The organism is Pseudonocardia sediminis (assembly GCF_004217185.1).
Classification (GTDB): Bacteria; Actinomycetota; Actinomycetes; order Mycobacteriales; family Pseudonocardiaceae; genus Pseudonocardia; species Pseudonocardia sediminis.
In genome coordinates this window covers 5,801,557-5,828,201 of record NZ_SHKL01000001.1, presented here as the reverse complement: position 1 = coordinate 5,828,201, position 26,645 = coordinate 5,801,557, and the positions used below count along the sequence as shown (strand labels likewise).

General features: G+C 73.4%; 22 protein-coding genes and 1 pseudogene. 11 read left to right on the top strand and 12 right to left on the bottom strand.

Annotation, left to right across the window (positions count from 1 at the left end; genetic code table 11):
• Positions 1-102 precede the first annotated feature (102 nt).
• Complete coding sequence (gene sbnA / locus EV383_RS27305; protein ID WP_130292580.1) at positions 103-1,107, top strand: 2,3-diaminopropionate biosynthesis protein SbnA; 1,005 nt, start codon at positions 103-105, stop codon at positions 1,105-1,107.
• A 13-nt stretch (positions 1,108-1,120) separates the two neighbouring features.
• On the opposite strand, the gene EV383_RS27300 is transcribed toward sbnA, so the two are convergent.
• The 4 genes from EV383_RS27300 to EV383_RS27285 all read right to left on the bottom strand — a co-directional run bounded on the left by EV383_RS27300 (position 1,121) and on the right by EV383_RS27285 (position 6,650).
• A complete protein-coding gene (locus EV383_RS27300) occupies positions 1,121-3,967 on the bottom strand; it encodes a sensor histidine kinase (RefSeq protein WP_130292579.1) in 2,847 nt (948 codons plus the stop codon).
• Positions 3,964-5,280 carry a sensor histidine kinase gene (locus EV383_RS27295; protein ID WP_130292578.1) on the bottom strand — a complete coding sequence of 439 codons (1,317 nt, stop codon included), beginning with the start codon at positions 5,278-5,280 and terminating at the stop codon, positions 3,964-3,966. The genes EV383_RS27300 and EV383_RS27295 overlap by 4 nt, the downstream gene beginning before the upstream one ends.
• A gap of 87 nt (positions 5,281-5,367) precedes the next feature.
• Positions 5,368-6,033, bottom strand: coding sequence for a response regulator transcription factor (locus EV383_RS27290; RefSeq protein WP_130292577.1), 666 nt, complete (start codon positions 6,031-6,033; stop codon positions 5,368-5,370).
• Positions 6,024-6,650: a histidine kinase gene (locus tag EV383_RS27285; protein WP_165438517.1), complete on the bottom strand. Its 627-nt coding sequence runs from the start codon at positions 6,648-6,650 to the stop codon at positions 6,024-6,026. Before EV383_RS27285 ends, EV383_RS27290 begins: the two co-directional genes overlap by 10 nt.
• A 127-nt stretch (positions 6,651-6,777) precedes the next feature.
• On the opposite strand from EV383_RS27285, the gene EV383_RS27280 reads away from it, so the two are divergent.
• A complete protein-coding gene (locus EV383_RS27280) occupies positions 6,778-9,600 on the top strand; it encodes an Hsp70 family protein (protein ID WP_130292575.1) in 2,823 nt (940 codons plus the stop codon).
• A gap of 3 nt (positions 9,601-9,603) precedes the next feature.
• Here the strand turns inward: EV383_RS27280 and EV383_RS27275 are convergent, their stop codons facing one another.
• The 3 genes from EV383_RS27275 to EV383_RS27265 form a co-directional block, all read right to left on the bottom strand.
• Positions 9,604-9,873 carry a MoaD/ThiS family protein gene (locus EV383_RS27275; RefSeq protein ID WP_130292574.1) on the bottom strand — a complete coding sequence of 90 codons (270 nt, stop codon included), beginning with the start codon at positions 9,871-9,873 and terminating at the stop codon, positions 9,604-9,606.
• Between the two features lie 25 nt (positions 9,874-9,898).
• On the bottom strand, positions 9,899-10,960 hold the full coding sequence (gene moaA / locus EV383_RS27270; RefSeq protein WP_130292573.1) for a GTP 3',8-cyclase MoaA: 1,062 nt from the start codon (positions 10,958-10,960) through the stop codon (positions 9,899-9,901).
• Positions 10,961-11,116: 156 nt separating this feature from the next.
• On the bottom strand, positions 11,117-12,328 hold the full coding sequence (locus EV383_RS27265) for an acyl-CoA dehydrogenase family protein (RefSeq protein WP_130292572.1): 1,212 nt from the start codon (positions 12,326-12,328) through the stop codon (positions 11,117-11,119).
• A 117-nt stretch (positions 12,329-12,445) separates the two neighbouring features.
• Between EV383_RS27265 and EV383_RS27260 the strand changes: the two genes are divergently transcribed.
• From EV383_RS27260 to EV383_RS27240, 6 genes and pseudogenes are all read left to right on the top strand, one after another.
• Positions 12,446-12,850, top strand: coding sequence for a TOBE domain-containing protein (locus tag EV383_RS27260; RefSeq protein WP_130292571.1), 405 nt, complete (start codon positions 12,446-12,448; stop codon positions 12,848-12,850).
• A gap of 17 nt (positions 12,851-12,867) precedes the next feature.
• On the top strand, positions 12,868-13,659 hold the full coding sequence (modA, locus tag EV383_RS27255) for a molybdate ABC transporter substrate-binding protein (protein WP_130292570.1): 792 nt from the start codon (positions 12,868-12,870) through the stop codon (positions 13,657-13,659).
• A 64-nt stretch (positions 13,660-13,723) separates the two neighbouring features.
• The gene (locus EV383_RS27250; protein ID WP_130292569.1) at positions 13,724-14,497 is read left to right on the top strand and encodes an ABC transporter permease; all 774 of its coding nucleotides are present in this window, start codon (positions 13,724-13,726) and stop codon (positions 14,495-14,497) included.
• A 62-nt stretch (positions 14,498-14,559) separates the two neighbouring features.
• A pseudogene (locus EV383_RS33220) lies at positions 14,560-14,985 on the top strand (ABC transporter ATP-binding protein); the annotation flags it as partial.
• A gap of 39 nt (positions 14,986-15,024) precedes the next feature.
• Positions 15,025-15,594: a TOBE domain-containing protein gene (locus EV383_RS33215; protein ID WP_423213704.1), complete on the top strand. Its 570-nt coding sequence runs from the start codon at positions 15,025-15,027 to the stop codon at positions 15,592-15,594.
• 94 nt (positions 15,595-15,688) lie between these two features.
• Entirely contained in the window at positions 15,689-16,855 is a 1,167-nt protein-coding gene (locus EV383_RS27240; protein ID WP_130295107.1) for a S8 family peptidase, read from the top strand.
• Positions 16,856-16,868: 13 nt separating this feature from the next.
• Here the strand turns inward: EV383_RS27240 and EV383_RS27235 are convergent, their stop codons facing one another.
• Both EV383_RS27235 and EV383_RS27230 read right to left on the bottom strand, forming a co-directional pair.
• Complete coding sequence (locus tag EV383_RS27235) at positions 16,869-17,897, bottom strand: hypothetical protein (protein WP_130292568.1); 1,029 nt, start codon at positions 17,895-17,897, stop codon at positions 16,869-16,871.
• Between the two features lie 24 nt (positions 17,898-17,921).
• Positions 17,922-19,337, bottom strand: coding sequence for an HNH endonuclease signature motif containing protein (locus EV383_RS27230; RefSeq protein WP_130292567.1), 1,416 nt, complete (start codon positions 19,335-19,337; stop codon positions 17,922-17,924).
• Positions 19,338-19,473: 136 nt separating this feature from the next.
• Here EV383_RS27230 and EV383_RS27225 point away from each other — a divergent pair, with 136 nt between their 5' ends.
• Entirely contained in the window at positions 19,474-21,105 is a 1,632-nt protein-coding gene (locus tag EV383_RS27225) for a phospholipase D-like domain-containing protein (protein ID WP_130292566.1), read from the top strand.
• Here EV383_RS27225 and serS read toward each other — a convergent pair.
• On the bottom strand, positions 21,072-22,340 hold the full coding sequence (serS, locus tag EV383_RS27220) for a serine--tRNA ligase (protein WP_130292565.1): 1,269 nt from the start codon (positions 22,338-22,340) through the stop codon (positions 21,072-21,074). The genes EV383_RS27225 and serS overlap by 34 nt on opposite strands.
• Positions 22,341-22,421: 81 nt before the next feature.
• Between serS and EV383_RS27215 the strand changes: the two genes are divergently transcribed.
• Positions 22,422-24,083 (top strand): AMP-binding protein, encoded by a 1,662-nt coding sequence (locus tag EV383_RS27215; RefSeq protein ID WP_130292564.1) that lies wholly within the window; start codon positions 22,422-22,424, stop codon positions 24,081-24,083.
• 135 nt (positions 24,084-24,218) lie between these two features.
• The gene (locus EV383_RS27210; RefSeq protein ID WP_130292563.1) at positions 24,219-24,605 is read left to right on the top strand and encodes a cold-shock protein; all 387 of its coding nucleotides are present in this window, start codon (positions 24,219-24,221) and stop codon (positions 24,603-24,605) included.
• 7 nt (positions 24,606-24,612) lie between these two features.
• Here the strand turns inward: EV383_RS27210 and EV383_RS27205 are convergent, their stop codons facing one another.
• Together EV383_RS27205 and EV383_RS27200 are read right to left on the bottom strand one after the other, a co-directional pair.
• Positions 24,613-25,095 carry a DUF2771 family protein gene (locus tag EV383_RS27205; RefSeq protein ID WP_130292562.1) on the bottom strand — a complete coding sequence of 161 codons (483 nt, stop codon included), beginning with the start codon at positions 25,093-25,095 and terminating at the stop codon, positions 24,613-24,615.
• Positions 25,096-25,117: 22 nt separating this feature from the next.
• The gene (locus EV383_RS27200; RefSeq protein WP_242623336.1) at positions 25,118-26,626 is read right to left on the bottom strand and encodes an MFS transporter; all 1,509 of its coding nucleotides are present in this window, start codon (positions 26,624-26,626) and stop codon (positions 25,118-25,120) included.
• Positions 26,627-26,645 lie beyond the last annotated feature (19 nt).

Sequence of the window (26,645 nt, the reverse complement as noted above, 5' to 3'; positions counted from 1 at the left end):
CTCCGCGGGCTCGGGTGTGCACACGATCGAACGGAACGCCTCGGAGGACGACCGTTGTCGTCAGTCGGAACGAGCCGGACCAGCAGAGACGAGGCGGTCACGATGTCGGTCATCACCAGCCCCCAGCAGTTCAACCAGGACGACCTCTACATCGACCTGGAGCAGACGATCGGGCACGAGCTCTACCTCAAGTGCGAGGGCTTCAACTTCGCCGGATCGGTCAAGCTCAAGGCGGCCAACGCGATGGTGACCGCCGCCGAGCGCGACGGGACCCTGGTGCCCGGCTCGGCGATCGTCGAGTCCTCGTCCGGCAACCTGGGCGTGGCGCTGAGCATGATCGCGGCGAACCGCGGCTACCGGTTCGTCTGCGTCACCGACTCCCGCTGCAACCTCGCGACCCGCCGGCTGATGGAGGCCCTGGGCAGCGAGGTGCACATCATCACCGAGCCCGACCCGCAGGAGGGCCTGCTCGGTGCCCGCCTGAACCACGTCCGGCACCTGGTCGCGACCGAGGGCTACGTGTGGCTCAACCAGTACGCGAACCCGAACAGCGCGCAGGCCCACTACGACACCACCGGGCCGGAGATCGCCCGCCAGTTCCCGCAGCTCGACGTCCTGTTCGTCGGCGCCGGCACCACCGGCACCCTGATGGGCTGCGCCCGCTACTTCAAGGAGAACCACCCGGACGTCCGGATCGTCGCGATCGACAGCGTCGGCTCGGTGACGTTCGGGACGCCGGCCTCGCGCCGGATGATCCCCGGCCTGGGCAGCGGCCGCGTCCCGGAGATGCTGGACGAGTCGCTGATCGACGAGGTGGTCCACGTCGAGGAGGCCGACACGATCCGCACCTGCCACATGCTGGCCCGCACCGGTTTCCTGTTCGGCGGCTCCACCGGCACCGTCGTCAGCGGCGCGAGCGCGTGGCTGGCCGAGCACGGCACGCCCGGCACGACCGCGGTGACCATCGCCCCCGACCTGGGCGAGCGCTACCTCGACACGATCTACCAGAGCCACTGGGTCGAGGACCTCTACGGCGACGTCGACGCCGCGGACGTCCCCGCGGACGTCCCCGCGCAGCGCACCGAGATGGCGTGCGCGGCGGCCTGAGGCCGGGGCGGGCTCAGCTCGCCCCGGCCCCGGCTTCCGCCCCGGCCCCCGCCTCCGCCAGCAGGTGCTCGCAGGTCCGCACCACGACGTGCGCGACGTCCCGCACGCTCCTGGTCGACGCCGGGTGCGACGCCCACCGCTGCCACCGCGCCAGCTCCTCGGCCGCCGCCCGGCGCACCTCCTCCGGACCGTCCCCCTCATCCAGCCCCAGCCGGACCCGGACCCCGCTCCCGGCCGTGCCCAGCAGCCGCTCCGCGGAGCTCCGCATCTCCGCCGGCAGCATCACGTTCCCGGTCCGCAGCACGTCGGCGAGGTCGAGCTCGACGAGCTCGTGTGCCCCCGACCGCAGCCGCTCCAGCTCGTAGCGCAGGCGGTGCGCCGCCTCCTCGTCCGGCGGTGAGGTCGCGACGACCTGCTCGAGGGCCACCAGCGCCGCCCGCACCTGCGTCACCCCGGACCGCTCGTCCAGCCGGGCCGCGATCGCCCCGATCCCGGCGGCGTCGCCGGTACCGCGATAGGCGGCCTCCGCGGACCGCAGCAGGTCCCGCATCCGCTCCCGCAGCGAACCGGCCCCGTTCTCCCCGGCCACCTTTTCCCGGACCCCGTTGACGGAGCCTCCCTCCGACGGCTCGGGGGCGGCCCCACCGGGTTCGGCCGGCAGCGGGATCGTTCCCTCCACCGTGGTGCCCTCTCCCGGCGCGGAGCGGATCGCGATCGTGCCTCCGACGGCGGCCAGCCGCGTGCTGACGTTGCGCATCCCGCGCCCGGCCGAGGTCGGGATCCCGATGCCGGGGATCGGGTCGGGGGTGAAGCCGGGGCCGGTGTCGCGCACCCGCACGCGCAGCGATCCGCCGACCTCGGCGACGGTGATCGTCACCGGAGCGCCGGGTGCGTGCTTGCGGGCGTTGTTCACCGCCTCCAGGCAGCAGAAGTAGGCGGTCTCGCCGATCTCGGCGGGGTAGCGGCGCGCGGTGACGACACCGCCGTCGTCGTCGATCGTGATCGGCGGCTCGGCTCCGGACAGGGCCGCGGTCAGGGCGGCGACGAGCCCCTGCTCGGCCAGCAGCGCCGAGGAGACCCCGGTCGAGGTCTCGGCCAGCACCGCCTCGGTGACGTCGATCTGGGTCAGGAGGTGGTCGAGACGTTCCCGGGCCTCGTCGAACTGCCCGGTCTCGACCTGGTGCTCGACCAGGCCGAGCGTCAGCCCGAGGGTGACGAGGTGGTGCTGGGCGCCGTCGTGCAGGTCGCGCTCGATCCGGCGCCGCTCACCGTCCATCTCGGCGACGGTCTCGCGGCGGGCCACGGCGATCTTCTCCCCGTGTGCGACGGCCGCGCGCAGCTGGCGTTCCAGCTCGATGCCCGACCGGCTGGCCTGCAGCACCACGCCGAGGCTGTCGGCGATGTCGGTGAGCAGGTGCCGTCGCTGCGCGTTCAGCCCGGCGACGGCGGCGCGGTCGACGGCGATCTCGCCGAGCTCGTCGGTGCCGTGGCGGACGGCGACGGTGACCAGGTCGTCGCTCCCGCCCCCGCCGTCGGAGGCCCAGGCGTAGGTGCGGTCGCGCAGGCCGGGCCGGCGCACCGTCAGCCGGCACAGCGTCGCGCCGAGCCCGCGGCCGACCGCCTCGGCCACCCGTGCCAGGTCCGGCGCGTCGCCGCCGGTGGTCCGGGACAGGGCCGCGACCCCGGCCAGCACGCTGTAGGGGGTCGGCCGGTCGCCGTAGAGCAGGCGGTCCACGAGGTTCTCCACCCGTAGGTAGAGCGGCAGCGCGACGAGCGCGACCGGCACCGCGGCCAGCGCGGAGAGCCCGACCGACAGCGCTCCCGCCGGGGCGGGGTCGCCCATGGCCGCGCGCACCACCGCGAACAACCCTCCGGCGACGGCGGCGACGAGCGTCGCGGCGAGGCCCCGGCTGAACACCCGCTCGGCCGTCCACAGCCGCGAGCCCCCGGTGACCGCCACCAGCACCGCGGCCGCGATCGCCACCGAGGCGATCCGGGAGAACCAGAACATCAGGGCGGTCGGCGACCCGGCGGCCGCGTCCGTGTGCGCCGTCGGGTCGTAGAGCGTCAGGCCCGGCTGGCCCAGGGCGGCGAGCACGAGCGTGACGACGGCGAGCACGACGGCCGTCACGAACGTCGCGGCCAGCGCGCACAGCAGCAGCCGCGCCTGCGTGCGCTGCTCGGCGGTGGCGCCGCGGCGGACCCGGGACGGCAGCGCGACCAGGCCCGCGACCGGGACGCCGAACCCGAAGAACAGGATGCAGCTGATCGTGTGCGGCAGCACCGCCGTGCCGAACCCGACGACGAGCAGGCTCGCCGCCGCGGCCACGACCACCAGCCCTCCGGCCGGGCCCTGCCACCCGGCCCGGCTCTGCCATGCGGTCGGCCGCGTGGCCGTCGGGAACACCAGCAGCGCCAGGACGTAGGCGGCGCAGGCGAGGGCGTGCAGCACCACCTGGTGCAGTTGCCCGGCGGAGAACCCGGTCGCGATCTCCACGGCGACCGCCGCGGCGTGCGCCTGCAGGTTGAACGCCCCGGCCGACCCGATCATCGCGACCACCAGCAGGCGCATCGACCAGGAGCGCCCGCCGGTGCGCAGCAGGACCGCGGCGAGGACGAGGTTCAGCAGGCTGCAGCCGTAGTCGAGCACCGCCTGGTCGAGCGGCTCACTGCCCGGCGCCGCCTGCGCCACGCCCCGGGCCCACCCGCTCCCGGCGGCCGCGGACGCCTGCACCGACTCCAGCGCGCCCGGGACGTACCGGGCCAGTGCCACGACGAGACCGACGCCGAGCCAGGCGAGCGAGACCACCGCGGTGGCCACGAGCAGGACGACCCAGGCGGCGGTCCGTCCCCGGGTCACCGTGCCCCCTCGACGTGCGCGGACCCGTCGACCAGCGGTTCGAGACGGTCCGGGAGCCACGCGAGCAGGACCGTCGCGTCACCGGTGCGGGCGAGCTCCATCTCGCCGCCGAGCGCGGCCAGCCGTTCGACGTCGATCGCGAGCGCCGTCCGCAGGTCGTCGGCGTCGGCGCCGGGCGCGGTGTCGGTGATCCGAGCGGAGAACCGTCCGCCGCCGATCGCGAGGGTCACCTGCAGCGCCGGGTCCTCCGGGCGGACGGCGAGGTGCGCCAGCGCGGACGCGGTCAGGTAGTAGATGCCCGACTCGATCTCCCAGTCCAGGCGCCGGCCCAGGTCGGCGTCGATCCGCACGGCCCGGGGCAGGTCGGCCACCAGCTCGTCGAGGGCTCCGGCCGGGCCCTGGTCGCGCAGCACCGCCGGGTAGATGCCGCGGGCGATCGACCGGAACCGTTCCAGCAGGTCGTCGAGCCCGGCCCGGGCCCGGCGCAGCGTGGCGCGGACCTGCCCGGGCGGGGTGGCACCGTCGCCGAGCTCGGACACGGCGAGCTCGAACTCGCCGCGCAGGGCCGTCAGACGGTCGGCGGTGGCGTGCGAGAGCTCCCCGACCAGGCGTCGGCGTTCGACGTCGCGGGCCCGGCTCAGGCGTTGCCGCGACCGCTGCAGCTCCTGCGCCAGCTCGTCGGCCCGGCGGACCCGCTCCTCGAGCTCGGTCCCGCGCTGCACCTCGCGCAGCAGCGACCCGGCCCCGTTCGCGACGTCCTGCATCAGCGCCCGGTCGGCCGGCGTGACGGGGGCGTCGGGCTTGCCGATGGCCAGCGCGGCGCGCAGGACCGGGCCGTCCAGGACCGGCACGACGTGGTCGGTGTCGGCGCGTGCGAGCAGCACCGGGAGGTTCTCCACGGTTTCCGCGCCGTCGTCGCCGGGCGGGTGGACCGCGGCGCTGACCAGCCGGTCGGAGACCGCCAGCCACAGCACGGCGCGCCGCGCCCCGGTGCCCTCGGCGAGCACCTGCGCCAGGCCGGGGAGCGCCTCGTCGAGCGTGCCGGCGCGGATCCGGGCGGCCGCGTCGGCGAGCGCCGAGTACGGCGTGGCGGTGCGGTGGTGGGTGTGGCGCCGGATCCAGCCGTCGATCCGCGGCAGCCCCGCCCCGAGACCCGCGGTGACGACGGCGGCCACCGCGAACGGCAGCAGCGCCGCGGCCTGCTCCGGGCCCAGCAGCGGCGCGAGCACCCCGACGAGCACGGCGAACACCGCCACCACGCCCGCGCCGACGACGAGCAGGCGCAGCAGCCGAGCCGCGATCGTCGCGTCCATCCCCATCACCCGCCCCCGGGACCCGAGCAGCGCCACGCTAGGGCCGCGACGACCGGTGCGGAAGCCGCATCGTCAATCGGTACGAACTCAGGCGGTGCTGTCCTGCGACCGCAGGTACGTCAGCACGGCGAGGACGCGACGGTGGTGCTCGGAGGCGTCGGTGGACAGGCCGAGCTTGCCGAAGATGTTCGCGATGTGCTTCTCCACCGCCTTCGGCGTGACGAAGAGCTGGGCCGCGATCCCGTTGTTGGACCGGCCCTCGGCCATCAGCCGCAGCACGTCGAGCTCGCGTTCGGTCAGCGCGGCGACGGCGTCCTTGCGCTCCCCGCGCGGCCGCTCCACCAGCCGTTTCGCCAGCACCGGCTCGATGACGATCTCCCCCTCGCGGATCCGCGTGAGCGTGTCGGTCAGCACGTCGACACTGCCGACCTTCTCCTTGAGCCGGTAGCCGATCGCGTCGGTCCCGATCTCCATGATGCGCATCAGGTAGTGCGACTCGGCGTAGTGCGACAGGAACAGCAGCCCCATCTCGGGATGGGCCGCGCGCAGCCGCTCCGCGGTGACCAGGCCGCCGTCCGGCTCCGGCGGCATCCGGATGTCGAGGATCGCGACGTCGGCGGTCTCCCGCGCCAGCAGGGCGACCAGCTCGTCGCCGCCCGCGGTACATCCGACGACCTCGTGCCCGGCCGCCTTGAGCAGCATCAGCAGCCCCTCGCGGAACAGGGCGCCGTCCTCGGCCAGTGCTACCCGCACGGGAACCTCGCAGTGATCGTGCCGGTGCCGGGTCGCGGACCGGGGGAGACGTCGACGGTGCCGCCCAGCGGCTCGGCCCCGTCGCGAAAGTGTGCGGCGTGGCCCGGGTCCACCCCGTCGACGACGACGACGAGAGCGTCACCGGCCCGTCGCGCGGAGACGGTCACCGGGTCGCCCCCGGCCGGCAGCGCACCCAGGCACGCGACGAGCGCGAAGTACGCGGCGCCCTCCGCCGCCGGTCCGTAGCGCTCGTCGGGGGCGGTGATCATGACCGCGGCGTCGAGCCGTCCGGCCTGCTCGCGCAGCGCCGGCCCGAGGCCGGCCTCGTCGAGCAGCGCCGGGTAGATCTCGCCGGCGACCTCGCGCAGCTCCTGCAGCACGCCGGCCAGCTCCTCCTGCAGGTCGTCGATCGAGGAGTTCAGGTCGGCCTCGCCCTCGGGGATCCGGTGCCGGAACAGCCCGAGCTGCAGGGTCAGCGCCGAGATCCGCAGGGCGGCGCCGTCGTGCAGGCGCCGCTCCAGGCGTCGGCGTCGCGACCACTGCTGCCACCCGACGCGGGCGTCGTCCGCGACGACGTGCGGCGTCGCGACGGTGGACCGCGGGGGTTCGAGCGTCATCGGACGAGCCTGACGCCCCGGCTGCCGGGGGGTAAGAGTGCAGTCCCCACACCGGGGTAGGGCTGTCCCCCTTGTGTCGATCACGCCGGGTTGCCGACGGTAACGGATGGCGATCCACAACGACGTCATGCCCACACACCGTCCGTCCGGGGAGGGGTTCGCCGTGTCCTACAGCCTGGGGGTGGACCTCGGCACGACGTTCGTCGCGGCGGCCGTCGCCCACGACACGCAGGTCGAGATGTTCACCCTCGGCGACCGCAGCGTCGTCTCGCCGGCCGCCGTCTACGCCCGCGAGGACGGGACGATGGTGACCGGCGACGCCGCCGTCCGCCGCGCCGTCAGCAGCCCCGACCGGGTCGGCCGCGAGTTCAAGCGGCGCCTCGGCGACCCCACCCCGGTGATCCTCGGCGGCTCGCCCTACGCCGTGACCGCGCTGCTCGGGACCGTCCTGCGCGACGTCGTCGACCGGGTCGTGGAGACCGAGGGCGAGCAGCCCTCGCGCGTCGTCCTGACCCACCCCGCGAACTGGGGGCCGTACCGCCGGGAGCTGTTCGACGAGGTGCCCCACCTGGCCGGGCTGAGCTCCGGTCCGTCGGGCCCGCCGCGCACGGTCACCGAACCGGAGGCCGCCGCCGCGCACTACGCCGCGTCGCGGCGCCTCGACGACGGCGACGTCGTGGCCGTCTACGACCTCGGCGGCGGCACGTTCGACGCGACCGTCCTGCGCAAGCACGCCGGCGGCATCGAGATCCTCGGGAGCCCGGAGGGCATCGAACGGCTCGGCGGCGTCGACTTCGACGAGGCGATCCTGTCGCACGTCAACTACAACGCCGGCGGTGCGCTCGCCGAGCTGGACATGGGTGACCTGCAGACCTCGGTCGCGATGGCCCGTCTGCGTCAGGACTGCGTCCTGGCCAAGGAGGCGCTGTCGATCGACAGCGAGACCACCATCCCGGTGTTCCTGCCGCACCGGCACTTCGACGTCCGGCTCACCACCGCCGAGTTCGAGGACCTGATCCGCGCCCAGGTGGAGTCCACCATCGGCGCGCTCACCCGCACGCTGCGCTCGGCCCAGGTCGAGCCGTCCGACCTCAGCGCGGTGCTGCTCGTCGGCGGGTCGTCACGGATCCCGCTGGTCGCCCGCATGATCTCGGCCGAGCTCGGCCGTCCGATCGTCGTCGACACCCACCCGAAGTACGCCGTCGCGCTGGGCGCCGCCGAGCTGGCCCGGATGGACGGGGCGCGGGACCCGGGGCAGGCCGCACCGGCGGCTGCGGGCCGTCCGGAGAGGCAGACCGCCGCCCCGGTCGCTGCTGCTCCGGTCGCGGCCGCGGCCGTGCCGGCCGCGGCGCTCGCCGGTGCCTCCGCACTGCGTCCTCCCTCGACCGACGCGCCCCGCCCTGCTCCCACCCACTCGGCCCCCACTCACGCCGCCCCCACTCACCCGGCCCCCACTCACCCGGCTCCCGCCGCCGCTGCTCCGGCCGGCTACGCACCGGCGGGTCCGCCGGCCGGGATGCCGCGTCCCGGCGGCGGTGGCGGTGCCCCGGCGGGCATGCCCCGGCCCGGCGCTCCGGCCACCGGCATGCCGCGGCCCGGGTCGCCCGGCGCCGGCTCGCCCGCCGCCGCTCCCGCCGCTCCGTCGACGGGGATGCCGCGTCCCGGTGCCCCGGCAGCCGCCGCCCCCGCGACGACGATCCCCGCTGCGAGTCCCGCGCCCGTCGCCGCGGCGATGCCGGCCCCGAGGGCCGAGACGCCGGCGCCGCCGGCCGAACAGCCCGCCACGGGGACAGAGCCCGCTCCGGTGGGGCCCGGTCCGGTGGGGTCCGGGACCCCGCCGCCGTCGCTGGGAAGCCCGTCGGGCGGAGGCGGTGGTGGCGGTCGGCGCCGGTTGCTCACCGTGGCCGCGGTCGCGGTCCTCGCCCTGCTCGCCGGGGTCGTCTACTTCGCGACCGGCGGGTACGGGCTGGTCCTCGGCAACGGCCAGGCCGCGCCACCCGCCACCGGGGCGCCGCCCGCGCCCGACGAGGTCGCGGCGGCCGTCCCGATCCCGAGCCTGGGCACCGCGGTGCCGGCCGGCCCGACGTCGGGCTTCGTCGCGGTGTCGCCGAACGGCCGGCTCGCCTACGTGGCCAACCGCGCCGCCGGGTTCGTCACCGTCATCGACACCTCGATCAACCGGACGACCGCCACGATCCCCATCCCGGCCGGACCGCCGCAGTACCTCGCGTTCGCCCCGGACGGGTCCCGCGTCTACGTCAGCATCTTCAACGAGCAGCGGACGATCGCCGCGGTCGCCGTGCTCGACACCTCGGACAACTCGGTCGTGGCGACGATCCCGGTCCGGACCCGGCCCTACGCCCTCGCCGTCACCCCCGACGGCAGCAAGGTCTACGTGCCCAACCACGACTCGGGCACGGTCTCGGTGATCGACACCGCGACGGACCGGGTGTCCGCGGAGATCGCGGTGGCGCCGAACCCGCACTGGATCGCGTTCTCCCCGGACGGCAGCCGCGCCTACGCCGCCAACCACGAGTCGAACCTGATCACCGTGCTGAACACGACCGACAACTCGGTGCTCGCCGAGGTGCCGGTGGGGACGAGCCCGCACAGCGTGGCGGTGAACCCGTCCAAGCCGCTGGTGGCGAACGTGAACTACGACAGTGCGTCCGTGTCGATGATCGACACGGACACGAACGAGGTGGTCGCGACCGTGCCCGTCGGGACCAACCCGCAGGCCATCGCCTGGTCCCCGGACGGACGGTTCGCCTACACGGCGAACCTCAAGGACAACACGGTGTCGGTGATCAGCGCCGAGAGCTACGCCGTGACGGCCACGATCCCGACCGAGGACTCACCCACCAGTGTCGGGGTGCTGCCGAACGGCAAGCAGGCCTACGTCACCAACCTCAACAGCGGGACGCTGACGGTGCTGAACACCTCGGGGTGAGGCTCAGCCCCCGGCGAACGGGGGCAGGACGTCCAGGGCGGTGGCCCCGCCGACCCGCAGGTCGCGGTCACGGACGGCGACCTCGTCGAGCAGGAAGCTGCAGCGCTCGAGCACCCGGGCCAGCTCGGCACCGTGCAGGGCGCGGACGGCGTCCAGCACGTCGGCCACGGTGGCGTCGGCGGGGATCTCGACCTTCTCCTGCGGCAGGCCTGCGGCGGCCTTCGCGGCGGCGAAGTAGCGGACCTCGATCGTGGTCAGGGTGGGGGCGCTCATCACTGTCTCCAGGGTCGTCACGGACTCAGCCGCCGATCGCACTCATCGGACGGTCCGGCTGCAGGAAGCTGGGGTCGTTGATGCCGTGGCCGGCGAGCTTGGCCCACATGGCGTCGCGCCACACATCGGCGATCTCGCGGTCCGAGGAGCCGCCGCGGAGCATCGCCCGCAGGTCGGTCTCGGTGTTGGCGAACAGGCACGAGCGGACCTGCCCGTCGGCGGTGAGCCGGGTGCGGTCGCAGGCGCCGCAGAACGGGCGGGTGACCGAGGCGATCACGCCGACGACGGCCGGGCCGCCGTCGACGAGCCAACGCTCGGCCGGGGCGCCGCCGCGCTCCTCGGAGTCCGGGGTCAGCGTGAAGCGCTCGCCCAGCAGCTCCAGGATCTCGCCGGCCGTCACCATCTCCGTGCGCTCCCAGCCGTGCTGGGCGTCGAGCGGCATCTGCTCGATGAACCGCTGCTGGTAGCCGTTCTCGACGGCGAAGGCCAGGAGGTCGGCGGCCTCGTCGTCGTTCACGCCGCGCAGCAGCACGCTGTTGATCTTCACCGGGGCCAGGCCCGCGTCCCGGGCGGCGGCCAGGCCGTCGAGGACGTCGGAGAGCCGGTCGCGACGGGTGATGGAGGCGAAGCGGTCCTGGCGCAGCGTGTCCAGCGAGACGTTGAGCCGGTTCACCCCGGCCGCGGCGAGCGCCTCGGCGCGGCGGGCGAGCCCGATGCCGTTGGTGGTCAGCGAGATGTCCGGGCGCGGGAGCATCGCCGCCGACGCGCCCAGGACGTGCTCGAGCCCCTTGCGCAGCAGCGGCTCGCCACCGGTGAAGCGCAGCTCCTCGATGCCCAGCTGTGACACCGCGACGCCGATCAGGCGGATCAGCTCGTCGTCGGTGAGCTGCTCGTCGCGGGGCATCCAGTCCAGACCCTCGGCCGGCATGCAGTAGGTGCAGCGCAGGTTGCAGCGGTCGGTCAGCGAGATCCGCAGATCCGTCGCGACCCGCCCGAACGTGTCGACGAGCCGGGGGTCGTCGGGCCGGGCCGGGTCCCTGGTCGGGCCGCCGCGCAGGGCGGGGAGGCCGAGTTCGGTCGCGGTCATGCCCCCACGCTAACCGTGTCCCCGCCGCCACGCCCAGGGGGGATATTCCCAGCTCAGAGCGTGTTACCGCGTCTGCGGACCGGGTGATCCACCTCGTCCGCAGACGCGGGAGTGGTCACCCTGTACCTAGTCCAAAGGATAGGTACAGGGTGACCACTAGCGCTTGAACTCCTGGCGGGCGACGGTCCGGATGTGGACCTCGTCCGGGCCGTCGGCGAAACGCAGCGCGCGGGCCCAGGCGTAGAAGTAGGCCAGCGGGGTGTCGTCGCTCATCGCCGCGCCGCCGTGCACCTGCATGGCGCGGTCGATCACCGTGCAGGCCATCCGCGGCACCACGACCTTGATCGCGGCGATCTCCGTGGCGGCGCCCTTGGCCCCGTGGTTGTCGATCAGCCAGGCGGTCTTGAGCGTGAGCAGGCGGGCCTGCTCGATCTCCATCCGGCACAGCGCGATCTGGTCGCGGACCACACCCTGCTCGGCCAGCGGCTTGCCGAACGCGACCCGCTCCTGGGCGCGGGCGACCATCAGCGACAGCGCGCGCTCGGCCATCCCGATCAGGCGCATGCAGTGGTGGATCCGGCCCGGGCCGAGGCGGGCCTGGGCGATCGCGAAGCCGCTGCCCTCCTCGCCGAGCAGGTTCGTCGCCGGTACGCGCACGCCGGTCAGCGAGAGCTCGGAGTGACCGTGCTGGTCCTGGTAGCCGAACGTCGGCAGGTGCCGGGTGATCTCCAGGCCGGGGGTGTCGCGGGGGACGAGGATCATCGACTGGTGGCGGTGGGCGGGCACCGAGTCGTCGTCGTCGGCGGTGGTCTTGCCCATCACGATGAAGATCTGGCAGCGCGCGTCGGCGGCGCCGGAGATCCACCACTTGCGGCCGTCGATCACGTAGTCGTCGCCGTCGCGGCGGATCCGGGTCTGGATGTTGGTCGCGTCCGAGGAGGCGACGTCCGGCTCGGTCATCGCGAACGCCGACCGGATCTCACCGGCCAGCAGCGGCTCCAGCCACTGCTCCTTCTGCTCGGCGTTGCCGAACAGGTGCAGCGTCTCCATGTTCCCGGTGTCCGGGGCCTGGCAGTTGATCACCTCGGGCGCGATCACCGGCGACCAGCCGGAGACCTCGGCGACCGCTGCGTACTCCAGGTTCGACAGCCCCGAGATGTCGGGCAGGAACAGGTTCCACAGCTTGCGCTCGCGGGCCTCCGCCTTGAGCTCCTCGACGACCGGGGGGTGGTCCCACTCCTGTGGGGTGCCCCGCCGCTCGGCCCGCCACGCGTCGTAGACGGCCTCGGCCGGAAGGATCTTCTCGTCGAGGAAGGCGCGCATGCGATCGGTGTAGTCGGCCGCCACGGCACTGGGTGCGAAGTCCACGACCTGATTCGACCACATCACGGGCCGGACGGGGCGGGACGTGATCCGAGCGGCCGAAACCGATCTGCGACATTCACGGCATGGCGCTACCGCACCGGCGATCATAGTATCCCGCCCGTGCCGCACTTCAGGATCTCCGAGGCCGCCCGGCTGCTCGGTGTCAGCGACGACACCGTCCGCAGGTGGGTCGACGCCGGGGCGCTCCCCGTGCAGAACGACACGTCGAACCGCAAGGTCATCGACGGAGCCGCGCTCGCCGGGTTCGCCCGCGACCACGCCAGCGTCCCGGCGGACCCGTCGGTGGTGCAGCGCTCGGCCCGGAACCGGATGGTCGGCCTCGTGACCTCCGTCGTCGCCGACACGGTGATGGCGCAGGTGGAGATGCAGTGCGGGCCACACCGCGTGGTGTCGCTGATGAGCAGCGAGGCCGTGCGCGAGCTGGGTCTGGAGCCCGGCTCGCTCGCGGTGGCAGTGATCAAGTCCACGAACGTCGTGGTCGAGACCCCAGGAGGTCATCTGTGACGCAGCGTCGCCGAAGGATGGGCAAGGCAACCGGCTCCGTGGCGGTCGCCGCCGCAGCGCTGATGGTGCTGGCCGGATGTGGTGGCGGCGGTGACTCGAGCGCCCAGGGCGGTGCCTCCTCCGGCGCCGCCGCGCCGCAGACGCTCAACGTCTTCGCCGCGGCATCGTTGAAGGACACGTTCACCACGATCGAGAAGCAGTTCGAGCAGGAGAACCCGGGCACCGACGTCAAGCTGACGTTCGCCGGCTCCTCGGACCTGGCCACCCAGATCGCGAACGGTGCCCCCGCCGACGTGTTCGCCTCGGCCGACGACAAGAACATGGCCAAGGTGACCCAGCCGGGCCTGAACCAGGGCGAGCCGGCCAGGTTCGCCACCAACACGCTGCAGATCGCCGTCGCGCCGAACGACCCCAAGGGCATCAAGGGCCTGTCCGACCTGGCGAACCCCGCCAACAAGGTCGTCGTCTGCGCCCCGCAGGTGCCGTGCGGCTCGGCCGCGCAGAAGGTCGAGCAGGCCGCGGGCGTCGACATCGAGCCGGTCAGCGAGGAGCAGGACGTCAAGTCGGTCCTGTCCAAGGTAACCAGCGGCAACGCCGACGCCGGACTCGTCTACGTCACCGACGTGACGGCCGCCAAGGGCACCGTGCAGGGCGTGAGCTTCCCGGAGTCGTCGAAGGCCGTGAACAACTACCCGATCGTCGCGCTCAAGAGCTCGCAGAACGCCGAGCTCGCGACCAAGTGGGTCCAGGCCGTCACCGGCCCGACCGGCCAGCAGACGCTCAAGGCCGCCGGGTTCGGAGCACCGTGACGGGTCGTTCGTGACGGCACCTGCCAAGACCCGGCACGAGGCGGGGGTCGGCCTCCCTTGGTGGATGTGGATCCCCGCCTCGATCGGTTTCGCACTGATCGCACTGCCGGTCTTCGGACTGCTGCTGCGCGCCGACTGGGCGGAGATGCCGTCGCTGCTGCTCAGCGACGCCGCCCTGGACGCGCTGCGGCTGTCGTTGATCACGGCCGGTGTCTCGACCGTGCTGTGCCTGCTCTTCGGCGGTCCGCTGGCCGTGATCCTGGCCCGCGGACGGCTGGAGCGACGGCCGCGGCTGCTCGGCTCGATCCGGTCGATCGTGCTGCTGCCGCTGGTGCTGCCCCCGGTCGTCGGGGGTCTGGCGCTGCTGTTCCTGCTCGGGCGGACCGGTCTCGTCGGCCGGGGTCTCGACCTCGCGTTCGGGATCACCGTCCCGTTCACCACGGCGGCGGTGATCCTGGCGCAGACGTTCGTCGCGATGCCGTTCCTCGTCGTGTCGCTGGAGGGGGCGCTGCGCACCGCCGGTGAGCGCTACGAGGCGGTCGCGGCCACGCTCGGCGCGTCACCCGCGCTGGCGTTCCGGCGGGTGACGGTGCCGCTGGTGCTGCCCGGGCTCGCGTCCGGTCTGGTGCTCGCGTTCGCCCGCTGCATGGGCGAGTTCGGCGCGACCATCTCCTTCGCCGGAAGCCTGGAGGGCACCACCCGAACGCTGCCGTTGCTGGTCTACCTGCAGCGCGAGTCGGACGAGTCCGGCGCCGTCGCGCTGTCGTTGCTGCTGGTCGTGGTGTCGCTGGTCGTGATCGTGGTCGGGCGTCCGCGCGGGATGGACGGTCGGGGATGAGCGAGTCGGTCGGTCTGTCGCTGCAGGCGTCGCTGCACCGGGCGGGGTTCTCGCTCGAGGTCTCCCTCGACGTCGCACCCGGCGAGGTGCTGGCGGTGCTCGGCCCGAACGGGGCCGGCAAGTCCACGTTGCTCGGCATCCTGTCCGGGCTGCTGCGCCCGGACTCCGGGCACCTGCGGGTCGGCGACCGCACCCTCGTCGACGTCGACGCCGGCGAGTTCGTGCCGGTGCACCGCCGCGGCGTCGGGTTGCTCGCGCAGCAGGCGCTGCTGTTCCCGCACCTGTCCGCGGCGGCCAACGTGGCGTTCGGCCCGCGCGCGCAGGGCGTCCCGAAGGCCGAGGCCGACGAACGCGCGCGGGACCTGCTCGGCCAGGTCGGCGTCGGTGAGCTCGCCGACCGCCGCCCGTCGCAGCTCTCGGGTGGTCAGCAGCAACGGGTGGCACTCGCCCGCGCGCTGGCCCCGCAACCCGGCCTGCTGCTGCTCGACGAGCCCCTCGCCGCCCTCGACGTCGACGCCACCCCGGCCATGCGCACGCTGCTGCGCCGGGTGATCCGCGACGGCAAGCAGACCGCGCTGCTCGTCACCCACGACGCCCTCGACGCCCTCGTGCTCGCCGACCGGGTCGTCGTGCTCTCCGGCGGCCGGATCGCCGAGCAGGGCGCCACCCGCGACGTGCTGGCCCGTCCGCGCAGCTCGTTCTCGGCACGGATCGCCGGGCTCGACCTGATCCCCGGGATCGCCGCGTCCGGTGCCCTGCGCACCGCCGACGGGATCGAGATCCACGGCGCCTCGGTGGAGGTCACCGACGGTGAACCCGCGGTGGCGGTGTTCCCGCCCTCGGCCGTCGCCGTGCACACCGAACGGCCGACGGGCAGCCCCCGCAACGTGTTCCGGGTGCGCCTGGCCGCCCTCGAGCCGCGTGGCGACACCGTCCGTCTGCGCGCCTCCGCCCCGGACGGGGCACCCGCCTGGGTGGACGGTCTCGCCGCCGACGTCACCCCCGCCGCGGTCGCCGAGATGGGTGTCGACCCCGGCGACGACGTGTGGTTCGCCGTGAAGGCCGCGGAGGTCGCGGTGCACGGGACACATTCCTGAGCGTCACCCCATGGGTCACACGTGTCACCCGGAGCACCATCGTGTCTCTGGCACCTCGTGTCACAGACGCCTAGCGTCACTTTTCGTGATCCGCATGCTCCTCCGTGTCGTCCTGCTGGTGACGATCAGTGCCGTGGCCGGTGCACTCTGTGTGCCCGCCGCGTCCGCTGCGCCCTCGGCGGCCACCGCGTCCGGCTACATCGTCCAGACCGGGTCGGCGGAGCAGACCGAGAAGGTGGCCGCGTCGGTCGGGGTGACGCCGACGAGCACGTTCGACGAGGCGGTGCACGGTTTCGCCGCGAAGCTCGACCGCGTGCAGGCCGCCCGGATGCGGGCCGAGCCGGGCGTCCTCGGCGTCGAGGAGGACCGCGAGATCACCCCGTTGGAGCCGCGCGGCGCGACCCACCAGGACGCCCCGGAGGCCGAGGGCACGCAGGCGAAGCCGGTGAACTGGGGCCTGGACCGCATCGACCAGCGGAATTTGCCGCTCGACGGGAAGTACACGACGACGGCCACCGGTGCCGGGGTCGACGTCTACGTCCTCGACACCGGCGTCGACGCGAGCCACCCCGACTTCGGCGGCCGCGCCTCGCTGGACACGAACACGATCGACACGCAGAACGAGGACTGCGACGGGCACGGCACCGTCGTCGCCGGGATCGCGGCCTCGACCACCTACGGCGTCGCCAAGGGGGCCCGCGTCCACGGTGTGAAGGTGCTCGACTGCAACGGCACCGGGACCCTGTCGTCGCTGATCGCGGGCATCGACTGGGTGGTCAAGAACAAGAAGGGCCCGTCGGTGGCCGTCATGTCCTGGAGCTACGCCGGGTCGCCGACCCTGCAGGCCGCGCTCAAGCGGATGGTCGACTCCGGGGTCTTCGCCGCGTCCTCGGCCGGCAATACCGGCGGCAACGACTGCACCGCCCTGCCGCGGGCGTCGAAGGACGTCCTGGTGGTCGCGAACTCCCAGATCGACGACCAGCGCGCCACGAACTCCTCGACCGGCCCGTGCGTCTCGCTCTACGCGCCGGGCAGCCGGATCGTCTCGACGGTCCCGGGCGGTGGCGTCGCGTCCTACAGCGGCACCTCGATGGCGGCCCCGTTCGCGGCCGGTGTCGCCGCGCTGTACAAGCAGGCCAAGGGCGACGCCCCGGCCGCGACGATCCGCAGCTGGATCACCGACAACGCCGTACCCGGCGTGATCAAGGGCGGTTCGGTGGACGGCACCGCCGACAAGCTGCTCAACACCGGCGGGTTGTGACCCCTCCCGCGGGCTACTCCTCGCCCGCGGCCATCGGCTGCTGCTCGTCGACCCACTCCCACCCGACGCCGGCCTCGAGGAGGTCCCCGAGATCGGCGTCGAGCCGCGCGAGATCGACACCGGCGGGCAGGACCGTGATCCAGACTCCCTGGTCGCTCCAGAGCCAGGCCAGGCGGCGCGTCGGCCTCTTCCCGTCCGGGAGCCCGCGCAGGGTCCGGGCCACCGCCACCGGGATCACGGTGCTGAGCTGTTTGGCCGTCCCGAGGTAGTCGAGCGCCAGCCGCTCTCCGCCGACCGTCAGCGTCACCCGGGTCCGGGCCGCCCGCACCCCGTCCACCCATTCGACGTCGATGTCCCCGGCGACGATCGCGACCTCGCCGGCGGTCAGCCGGGCCAGGTCGTCGATCTGGTGACGCAACGAGCCGGGGTCCTGCTCGACGTGCGAGTCGTGGAACGCGAGAGCCGCGGTGTGGTCGTCGAACCGGAACCCCGGGTTCCAGTAGTCGGCCTCGTGCAACGCGGCCAGCACCGCCTGGACGGTCACCGGCTCGCCGTGGTCGGCGACGGCTTGCTCCAGGAGACGCGGATCCGGCACCTGCGGCCGGAAGATCTCCGCGTCGGCCAGGACCGACACGACTTTCGCCACTGCATCCCGGCCGGGTCCGGACAGAGTCGGCCGCACCTCCGGCTGCTCGTCCCTCGGGCTGTCGTGAATCGATCCGTCTCCGCTCGGCTCGGCTCCGGCCTGCCCGGCGGCGCCCGTCCCCGGCAGCTCCACGCGGCCCGGCTCACGGTGGCCCGGCTGGTGGTGGGCCCGCTCGCGCTCCGCGGTACGCCAGCTGCGGACCGCCCATCGGCCCAGGAGCGCCAGGACGACCAGGGCGGCCAGGAACGGGAGGCCCCGGTCGAACGCCGAGCGCCCGGCGGTGCCCTCCACCTCGGCCGACACCCCGATCACGACGAGATAGCCGGCCGCGACCACCGCGCAGACGGCCTCGACGATCGCCACGACATGGCCGTGTGACCAGGGGCGCGGTGCCATGCCGGTCAGCTTAGGGCCGGCCGATCACGCGGCGGAGGCCACGAGGTCCGGGAGCAGGGAGGCGAGCGCGAGATCGATGTCGAGCGGCTCGCCGCCCCAGTCGGGGGTGAGGGTCCGGTCGTCGATCGGGTGGTCGTGGCCGGTCAGCGCGGTGGCGTCGCCCTCGGTCGGGTCTCCGGTGACCGGAACGGTGGTCCCGTCGGGGCGGGTGAAGGCGAAGCCGCCGTCGCCGTCCGGGATGAGCCGGTAGTCGCGGTCGTGGATGAGCGTGTGGTGGTGACCGCAGACCAGCGCGAGGTTGTCGAGGTCGGTCGGCCCTCCGAAGCGCCACCACAGGACGTGATGGGCCTGCAGGTGACGGGTGGCCTCGCAGCCGGGGGCGACGCACCGGTCGCGGTCGCGGACCCGCAGGGCCCTGAGCTGTGCGGGGGAGACGGTGCGTCGGCGTCGGCCGAGGTACAGCGGGTTGCCGCGGCGGTCGACGAGGATGGCCTGCACGGCTGCGGTGCAGGTCAGGCGTGCGGCGACGGTGGGTGCGACGGGAGGTCCGTTCTCGATCCAGGCGTGGGGACGGGGTGTGCGGACTGTGCTGCCGGCCGGGTCCGGCTCGTCTTCCTCCGGGTGGGCGGCCGCGCGATCATCGTCACAGCGCTGGCGGGGGATCCGGACGGTGTGCTCGGCGTCGGACGTGGTGTCGCCCGTGGTCGCGGGTGCGTCGTCGAGATCGGTGCGCAGGTGCACGACCAGGGTGGTGTCGGTGGTCGTGGCGCCGGTCAGGAGGCCGTGTAAGGCGTCGGCTCGGCGGGCGGTGAGAGGCTCGGCGGCGACGCCCCGGGGTGGTTCGTGGCCGGGTGGGCCGGGGTTCAGCGGTTCAGCTGAACCGCCGGGCTGGTCGTCGAGGGCGGCGTCGACGGCGGTGAGGATCTCGTGTGCGCGCTCGGCCGGTAGGCGCAGGCGGATCGTGATCGAGCCGTCCTCGTTGCTGTCGTGGTGCAGGCCGCGGCGGGTGTGCGGGGTGCGGGGATCGATCACCGCTCGGGTCGCGCGAACCATGCTCTCGAGGTGCGCGGTGGTGCCGTGCAGGGCGACGACCAGCAGGTGGTGCTCGGTCTCGGGCGTCGCGATGCGGGTCAGGGCGCGGACCTTGGAGTAGGAGATCCGGCCGGCGGCGAACGCCTCGGTGGTGGCCGGTAGATCGGCGAGGGCGTGGGCGACGCGGAGGTGGTCGCGCGCCGTGCGGTGGTTGAGGCCGACGCGCCAGCCGAGCCAGTGGGCGCACGAGCGCACCCCGGCGCCGGCCCAGGACTGCCGGGTGTCGAACTCGGCGAGGAGCTGCAGGAAGCGGCAGGTCCCGGCGGCGAGGTGGCCGGCGAGCGTGACGAGCTCGGCCTCCACCCGGTCGTCGGGGAGGGCGCCGAGATCCGACGTCGATGCGAACATGCGTTCGATGTTATCGGCAGGGACCGACAGTTCCGGCCGGTCGCCGAGGCGGGGTGGCGGCCGGGCGGTTCAGCTGAACCGCCCCCGTTCGTGGTCCGGGAGGCGTTCCGGAGGATGCCGGGGATAGCGTCTGCGCGTGCCCGGAACGACCTTGGACGAGCTGACCCGCCGGTATCTCGTGCCGGGGACCGCGCAGAGCCCCACCTTCACCGAGGACACCGAGTGGGTCCCCGTGATCGACGGGATCGACTACTTCGCACAGGTGTCCGCGCTGCTCGACCGCGCCGGGCCCGGGGACAGCTTCTTCGCGACCGGCCTGCAGATCGAGTCCGACATGGACCTCACCGGCCGTGCTCCCGGGGACGAGGGCTACCGGCCGTTGACCGACCTGCTCGCCGAGAAGGCGTCGGCGGGGGTGGACGTGCGGATCCTCCTCACCGCGGCGGTGTTCAGCGGGTCCGTGCCGGGAGTCAAGATCGGGCCGTTCCGGGCGAACGTGTTCGCCGCGCTCGCGTTCCGGGAGCACGCGTCGTTGCGCGGGCGGGTGCTGCTGGACTGGTCCGGCGCCGGGATCGGGTGCCACCACCAGAAGATGGTGGTGCTGCACGTCGGTGGCGAGCTGACCGCGTTCGTCGGCGGGCTGGACCTGTCGGCGAACCGCTACGACGCCGAGCCGCACGACCGCCTCTCGATCGGCGAGGAGCGCTGGGGTTGGCACGACGGCGCGGTGCGGCTGCGCGGTCCGGCCGCGGCCCGGGTGTGGGAGGTCTACCGCGGACGGTGGCTGGAGGCCGCGTCGCTGCCCTCGCGCGACGTGTGGTTCCCGCCGGCGCGCTGGGAACAGATGAACCCGGAGCCCTACCTGCATGACCTGCCGCCCGCGCCGGACGTCCCGGCGTACCCGTCCCCGGGGACCTCGGTGCAGGTGCTGCGCTCGTTCCGGCCCTGGAAGATCGACCAGTGGTTCGCCCTGTACCGGCGGCACTGGACGGTGATGCCCAAGCACGGCGTGCGTGAGGTCTTCCACGCGCTCGCGGCCGCGATCCGCGGCGCGCAGCACTACATCTACCTCGAGGACCAGTACTTCTACGAGGCGCCGGGCGGGCGCCGGGCGTTCCGGCTCTACGGCCTGCTGCGCGACGCCGCGGCGCGCGGGGTGAAGGTCGTCCTCGTCTGCTCCGGGCGCAAGGACCCGGCCGACGGCGGCGTCAACAAGTTCCGCCGCCGCGTCACCGGCGACATCCAGCGCGGCGTGATCGACCAGCTCGACCCGGCCGACCGGGGCAACGTGATGATGCACCGGATCGAGGACCTCACGGTGCACACCAAGCTGATGCTCGTCGACGACGTGTTCGCCGGCGTCGGGTCGGCGAACTTCTTCAGCCGGTCGATGCGCGGCACCGACTCCGAGCTGTCGACGGTCATGGTCACGACCGGCGACCACGTCCGTGAGCTTCGGGTCCGGCTGTGGGCGGAGCACCTGCGCACCCCGCTGACCGACGAGCTGCGCCCCGCGCTGGAGGACATCGACCTGGCGATCGGGATCTGGCACCCGCACTGGCTGCCCCCGGACTCGCCGGCCGGGAGCTGGCGCAGGCCGGGCTACCCGGCGGGGTTCGCCCCGGCCGAACGCGTGCTGGTGCCGGTCGGGCCGTGGCCCGAGCCCTCACCCCGCCCGCTGCGCCGCGCCGCGGACGGTGCGAAGAAGGGGGCGAAGGCCGGGGTGAGGAAGATTCAGGCCGGTACCAACCGGTCGAAGCCGCAGTAGGGGACGAGCACCGGCGGGATCGTCACGCTGCCGTCGGGCTGCTGGCCCTGCTCGAGCAGCGCGACGAGCGTCCGGCCGATCGGCAGGCCGGAGCTGTTCAGCGTCGCCGCGAAGCCGCGGGTGCCGTCCTTGGCCTTCGTCCGGATCGACGCGCGCCGGGCCTGGAACGACCCGAAGTCCGACGCCGACGCGATCTCCCGGTACGCGCCCTGCCCGGGCAGCCACACCTCGATGTCGTAGGTCATCTCGGCGGAGAAGCCGATGTCGCCGGCCGCCAGCTTCACCACGCGGTAGGCCAGGCCCAGCTCCTGCATGACCGTCTCGGCGTGGGAGAGCAGCAGCTCCAGCTCCGTCCGCGAGTCCTCCGGGCGCACGATCCGGACGAGCTCGACCTTCGAGAACTCGTGCAGCCGGATCAGGCCCTTGGTGTCGCGGCCGTAGCTGCCGGCCTCCGAACGGAAGCACGGCGTGTGCGCGGTGTAGGCCAGTGGGAGGTCCTCGGCGACGAGGGTCTCGCGCGCGTGCAGGTTCGTCAGCGGGACCTCGGCGGTCGGGATCAGGAACAGGTCCCGGTCGGCGACGCCGGTGCGGAACAGGTCCTGCTCGAACTTCGGCAGCTGCCCGGTGCCGGTCATCGTCTCGCGGTTGACCAGCGTCGGGACCGAGAACTCGGTGTAGCCGTGACGCCCGGTGGCGACGTCGAGGAAGTAGCGCGCGAGCGCCCGCTCCAGCGCCGGACCCTTGCCGCACAGCACGGCAAAGCGCGGTCCGGCGAGCTTCGTGGCCCGCGCCAGGTCCAGGATCCCGAGGCTCTCGCCCAGCTCGACGTGGTCGCGCGCGCCCTCGGCGGGCAGCGGCTCGCCCCAGGTGCGGACCAGCTCGGCGTCGGCGTCGCTGGCGCCGTCGGGCAGCTCGTCGGCGGGCAGGTTCGGGATGCCGAGGAGGAACTCGGTGAGCTCGGCGTCGAGACGCTTCTGCTCCTCGTCGGCCTCCGAGACCGTCGTCTTCAGGTCCCGCGACGCCTGGACCAGGGCCGGACGCTCCTCCGGCGTCGCGCCCTTCACCGCGGTCGAGAGCCGCTTGGACTCCGCGCGCGCCTCGTCGCCGCGCTGGATGGCGGCGTTGCGACCGGAGAAGACCTTCTCCAGGTACGCGAGATCGAGGGTGAAGCCGCGGCGTGAGAGCTTGCGTACGGCGTCGGCGGCGGGGTCGAGCAGGACGCGGGGATCGTGCATCGATCCAGCGTATCGGCAGGGTTCCACTGGGTTCCGCGCCGGTTGTTGGCATCGGGGGACCGGTCGGGACAGGATGTGCGCGTGACCACCGGAACCCCACTCGTGCCCTCCTACGCCTCCGGCGTCTCGGACACCCCGCTGCTCGGCGACACCATCGGCGACAACTTCGACCGCACCGCCGCGGCGTACCCCGACGTCGACGCGCTCGTGGAGGTCTCGACCGGGCGCCGGTGGACCTACGTGCAGCTGCGCGAGGACGTCGACAAGGTCGCGTGCGGGCTGCTGCAGGCGGGCCTGCAGGTCGGGGACCGCCTGGGCATCTGGGCGCCGAACATGGCCGAGTGGACGCTGGTCCAGTACGCGACGGCGAAGATCGGCGTCGTCCTCGTCAACATCAACCCCTCCTACCGGACGCACGAGCTGGAGTTCGTGCTGAACCAGGCGGGGATCTCGGTGCTGGTCGCGGCGCGGGAGTTCAAGACCTCCGACTACGCCGGGATGATCGAGCAGGTCCGCCCGAACTGCCCCGACCTGCGCAAGGTCGTGATCATCGGCTCGCCGGAGTGGGACGAGGTCGCGGCCGGCGGCGACGCCGGGGACCGGGTCCGGCTCGCCGAGACCCAGGCCGGGCTCTCGACCGACGACCCGATCAACATCCAGTACACCTCGGGCACCACCGGGTTCCCGAAGGGCGCGACGCTGTCGCACCACAACATCCTCAACAACGGTCACTCGCTGGGGCGGATCCTCGGCTACGGCCCGGACGACCGCGTGTGCATCCCGGTGCCCTTCTACCACTGCTTCGGCATGGTGATGGGCAACCTGGGCTGCACCACCAACGGCGCGACGATGGTCATCCCGGCGCAGGGCTTCGACCCGAAGGCGACGCTGCACGCCGTCGCGCAGGAGCGGTGCACCTCGCTCTACGGCGTCCCGACGATGTTCATCGCCGAGCTCAACGACCCGGAGTTCGGGTCCTACGACCTGTCCTCCCTGCGCACCGGGATCATGGCCGGCTCGCCGTGCCCGGTGGAGGTCATGAAGCAGGTCGTCGACCGGATGGGCATGACCGAGGTGACGATCGCCTACGGCATGACCGAGACCTCCCCGGTCTCCACCCAGACCCGCCGCGACGACTCGCTCGAGCTGCGCGTGTCCACCGTCGGGCGGGTGCTGCCGCACCTCGAGGTGAAGGTCGTCGACCCCGAGACCGGGGCCACGCTGCCCCGCAACACCCCGGGTGAGCTCTGCACCCGCGGCTACTCGGTGATGCTCGGCTACTGGAACCAGCAGGAGAAGACCGACGAGGTCCTCGACCGTGCGCGCTGGATGCACACCGGCGACATCGCGGTGATGGACGACGACGGCTACGTCAACATCACCGGCCGGATCAAGGACATGGTCATCCGGGGCGGCGAGAACGTGTACCCGCGCGAGATCGAGGAGTTCCTCTACACCCACCCGGACATCCTCGACGCCCAGGTCATCGGGGTCCCGGACGTGAAGTACGGCGAGGAGCTGTGCGCCTGGATCACCCAGCGCGAGGGCACCACCCCGCTCGACGCCGCCGCGGTGCGCGAGTTCGCCACCGGCAAGCTCGCGCACTACAAGATCCCGCGCTACGTGATGGTCGTCGACGAGTTCCCGATGACGGTCACCGGCAAGGTCCGCAAGGTCGAGATGCGGGCGTCCTCGGTCGAGACGCTGGGCCTCGGCGACGCGGCGGGCGTGCGGACCGCCTGATCACCCGGGCCGATCGGGCACCGGAAGACGGTGCGCGATCGGGTGATGCGGAGCTAGGCTGTGGTGAGCGCGTCCGGTCGTCCTCGGGCATCCGGGCGCGTTTGTCGTGCAGTAGCGCAGGAATCGAGGAGCACGGTGCCCACCGGCAGGGTCAAGTGGTACGACGCGGAGAAGGGCTTCGGCTTCCTCTCCCAGGACGACGGCGAGGACGTCTACGTCCGCAAGGCGGCACTGCCGTCGGGGGTGGAGGCGCTCAAGTCCGGCCAGCGCGTCGAGTTCGGCATGGCCGAGGGCCGTCGCGGCCCGCAGGCGCTGTCCGTGCGCGTGGTCGAGAAGCAGGCGTCCGCGGTGGAGAACACCCGTCGTCCCGCCGAGGAGCTGCACGGCCTGGTCGAGGACATGATCAAGCTGCTGGAGGGGCGGGTGCAGCCGACGCTGCGCCACGGCCGCTACCCCGACCGCAAGACGGCCAAGCTGGCCGCCGAGGTGGTCCGCGCCGTCGCCCGGGACCTCGACGGCTGACCGTCGCTCACGGAGCGACGAGCACCCACGTCGCGCGGACCGGGAACGTGATCTGGCCACTGGCCGGGTCGGCCACCGGTGCCGGGCCGAACAGCTGGACCTGCGCGGTCACCAGACGGTCGCGGGGGTCGGGCAGCGTCAGCGTGTACTCGGTGCGCTGCCCGGGCGTCGCGATCGGGCTGCGGCCGTCGGTGCGCGTCCTCCCGTCCGGGCCCAGGTAGGCGAACGCGACCTGCCACGGCGCGCTGGAGACCTCCTCCGGCACCGTGATCGTCACCGGGGTGCCGGGTTCGACGGGCGCGGTGAGCCGGGCGTTGGCGTCGTCGGCGCAGTTCTGCAGCTGGTTGTCGCAGTACTGGGTGGGTGCGGCGGTGAGGGTGTTCCCGCCGATGTCGAACGTGACGGTCGGCGGGGCGGAGGTGCCGCACCCGGCGAGCACCAGCGCCGCGGCGGCGGCGAGTCCGGCGAGGGTGGGTCGGTTCACGCGCACCCGGCCAGCCTACGGAGCCGATCTAGGACGCCGCGCGGATCCCGAGCCCGGGCACCAGCGTCGCCCCACGGTTGATCATCGCGGCCTGGAGCCCGACCACCGCGATCACGCCCGCGACCACGGCGAACCCGATCCAGTACGTGCTGTGCGGGAGCAGGACGCCGAGCGCGCCGCCGAGCACCCAGGCCAGCTGCAGCACCGTCTCCGAGCGCCCGAACGCCGACGCCCGGGCGTGCTCGGGCAGGTCGCGCTGGATCACCGCGTCCAGGCAGACCTTGGCCATCGCGCTCGCCGTCGACCCGATCAGCGCGGCGACGGCGGCGGTCACGATCCCGGGCAGCGCGGCGGCGAGCACGGCCGCGGCCAGCGCGGCGGCGACGCAGCCCAGGACGACGCTCTCGGAGCGCCCGAACCGGATCCGGGACCCGACCGCGTTGCCGAGGAACAGCCCGGCTCCGGCCGCGGCACCGACGACGCCGATCAGGAACAGCTGCTGCGACGGCGCCTGCCCGGGGTTCTCCTCGGCCGCGGACTTCACCACGAACGCGACGAACAGCGTCAGGAACCCGGTCAGGATCCGGACGGCGCTGGTGCCCCACAGCGCGACCAGGACGCTGTGCCCGGTCGGGGACCGCCCGCGCCGGGTCGAGCGCAGCGACGCCGCGACCTCACCGGCCGTCGACTCCACCCACCGCGGGATCCGCAGGCACAGCACGGCGCCGACGACGCCGAGCGCCGCCGTCCAGTAGAGGGCTCCGGGGGACCCGAACGGCAGTGACACCCCGGCCGCCACGGCACCGGCGACGCCGCCGGCGACCATGCCGAACGTCGTCAGGCGCGAGTTCGTGGTGGCCAGCGTGATCCGCGACGGCAGCACCCGGGGTGTCACGGCCGCCTTGAGCACCAGGAACGACTTGCTCAGCACCATCGCGCCGAGCGCGGCCGGGTAGAGGATCCAGTTGTCGTAGTTGAGCGCCATCACCACGGCCAGCACCGCCCGGCCGCCGCAGGACACGGCCATCGCGATCCGCCGTCCGCGCTGCAGTCTGTCGAGCATCGGCCCGATCACCGGCGCGATCACCGCGAACGGTGCGACGGTGATGGCCAGGTAGAGCGCGACGTTCGTCTTCGACTCGGCCGTGGCGGCGGCGAAGAACAGGGTGTTGGCCAGCGCGACGGCGACCGCGGCGTCGAGCGCGTAGGTCGTCATCGTCGCGTAGGTCAGGGCGGTGAGCCCGGAGCGGTCGGCGCCGTCGGCGGTCGCGGCGCGCCGGAACGTGTCAACGGCGCGCCCGGTCAGCTGGCGGCTGCGGAACGCCGCGACCCGGGTGACGGTCAGCTTGCGCGGCAGCTTCCGGGTCGGCGGGTCCGGTGTGGGGATCGTGTCGGCCGGGATGCGGACGGTGGGGTCCTCGGGCGTCGGGCCGGTGCCGTCGGAGGGCAGGAACACCGTCGGGTCGGTGGACACGCCACTGCTCACGCGCTGCGGGCGGCGCCCGCGGCGACGGAACGGGTTACCGGGGCGTGCCACCCCGCCATTGTGGCAAGCA

Bases quoted from the DNA above. Each gene is read 5' to 3' on its own strand.
- moaA (WP_130292573.1), bottom strand. From the start codon at position 10,960: ATGACCGCGACCGAACTCGGCCTCCCCGCCCTGCGCGGCGGCCCGACC.
- sbnA (WP_130292580.1), top strand. From the start codon at position 103: ATGTCGGTCATCACCAGCCCCCAGCAGTTCAACCAGGACGACCTCTAC.
- serS (WP_130292565.1), bottom strand. From the start codon at position 22,340: ATGCACGATCCCCGCGTCCTGCTCGACCCCGCCGCCGACGCCGTACGC.
- EV383_RS27250 (WP_130292569.1), top strand. From the start codon at position 13,724: ATGTGGATCCCCGCCTCGATCGGTTTCGCACTGATCGCACTGCCGGTC.
- EV383_RS27275 (WP_130292574.1), bottom strand. From the start codon at position 9,873: ATGAGCGCCCCCACCCTGACCACGATCGAGGTCCGCTACTTCGCCGCC.
- EV383_RS33215 (WP_423213704.1), top strand. From the start codon at position 15,025: ATGCGCACGCTGCTGCGCCGGGTGATCCGCGACGGCAAGCAGACCGCG.
- EV383_RS27230 (WP_130292567.1), bottom strand. From the start codon at position 19,337: ATGTTCGCATCGACGTCGGATCTCGGCGCCCTCCCCGACGACCGGGTG.
- EV383_RS27240 (WP_130295107.1), top strand. From the start codon at position 15,689: ATGCTCCTCCGTGTCGTCCTGCTGGTGACGATCAGTGCCGTGGCCGGT.
- EV383_RS27295 (WP_130292578.1), bottom strand. From the start codon at position 5,280: ATGGACGCGACGATCGCGGCTCGGCTGCTGCGCCTGCTCGTCGTCGGC.
- EV383_RS27285 (WP_165438517.1), bottom strand. From the start codon at position 6,650: ATGACGCTCGAACCCCCGCGGTCCACCGTCGCGACGCCGCACGTCGTC.
- modA (WP_130292570.1), top strand. From the start codon at position 12,868: ATGGGCAAGGCAACCGGCTCCGTGGCGGTCGCCGCCGCAGCGCTGATG.
- EV383_RS27235 (WP_130292568.1), bottom strand. From the start codon at position 17,897: ATGGCACCGCGCCCCTGGTCACACGGCCATGTCGTGGCGATCGTCGAG.
- EV383_RS27280 (WP_130292575.1), top strand. From the start codon at position 6,778: ATGCCCACACACCGTCCGTCCGGGGAGGGGTTCGCCGTGTCCTACAGC.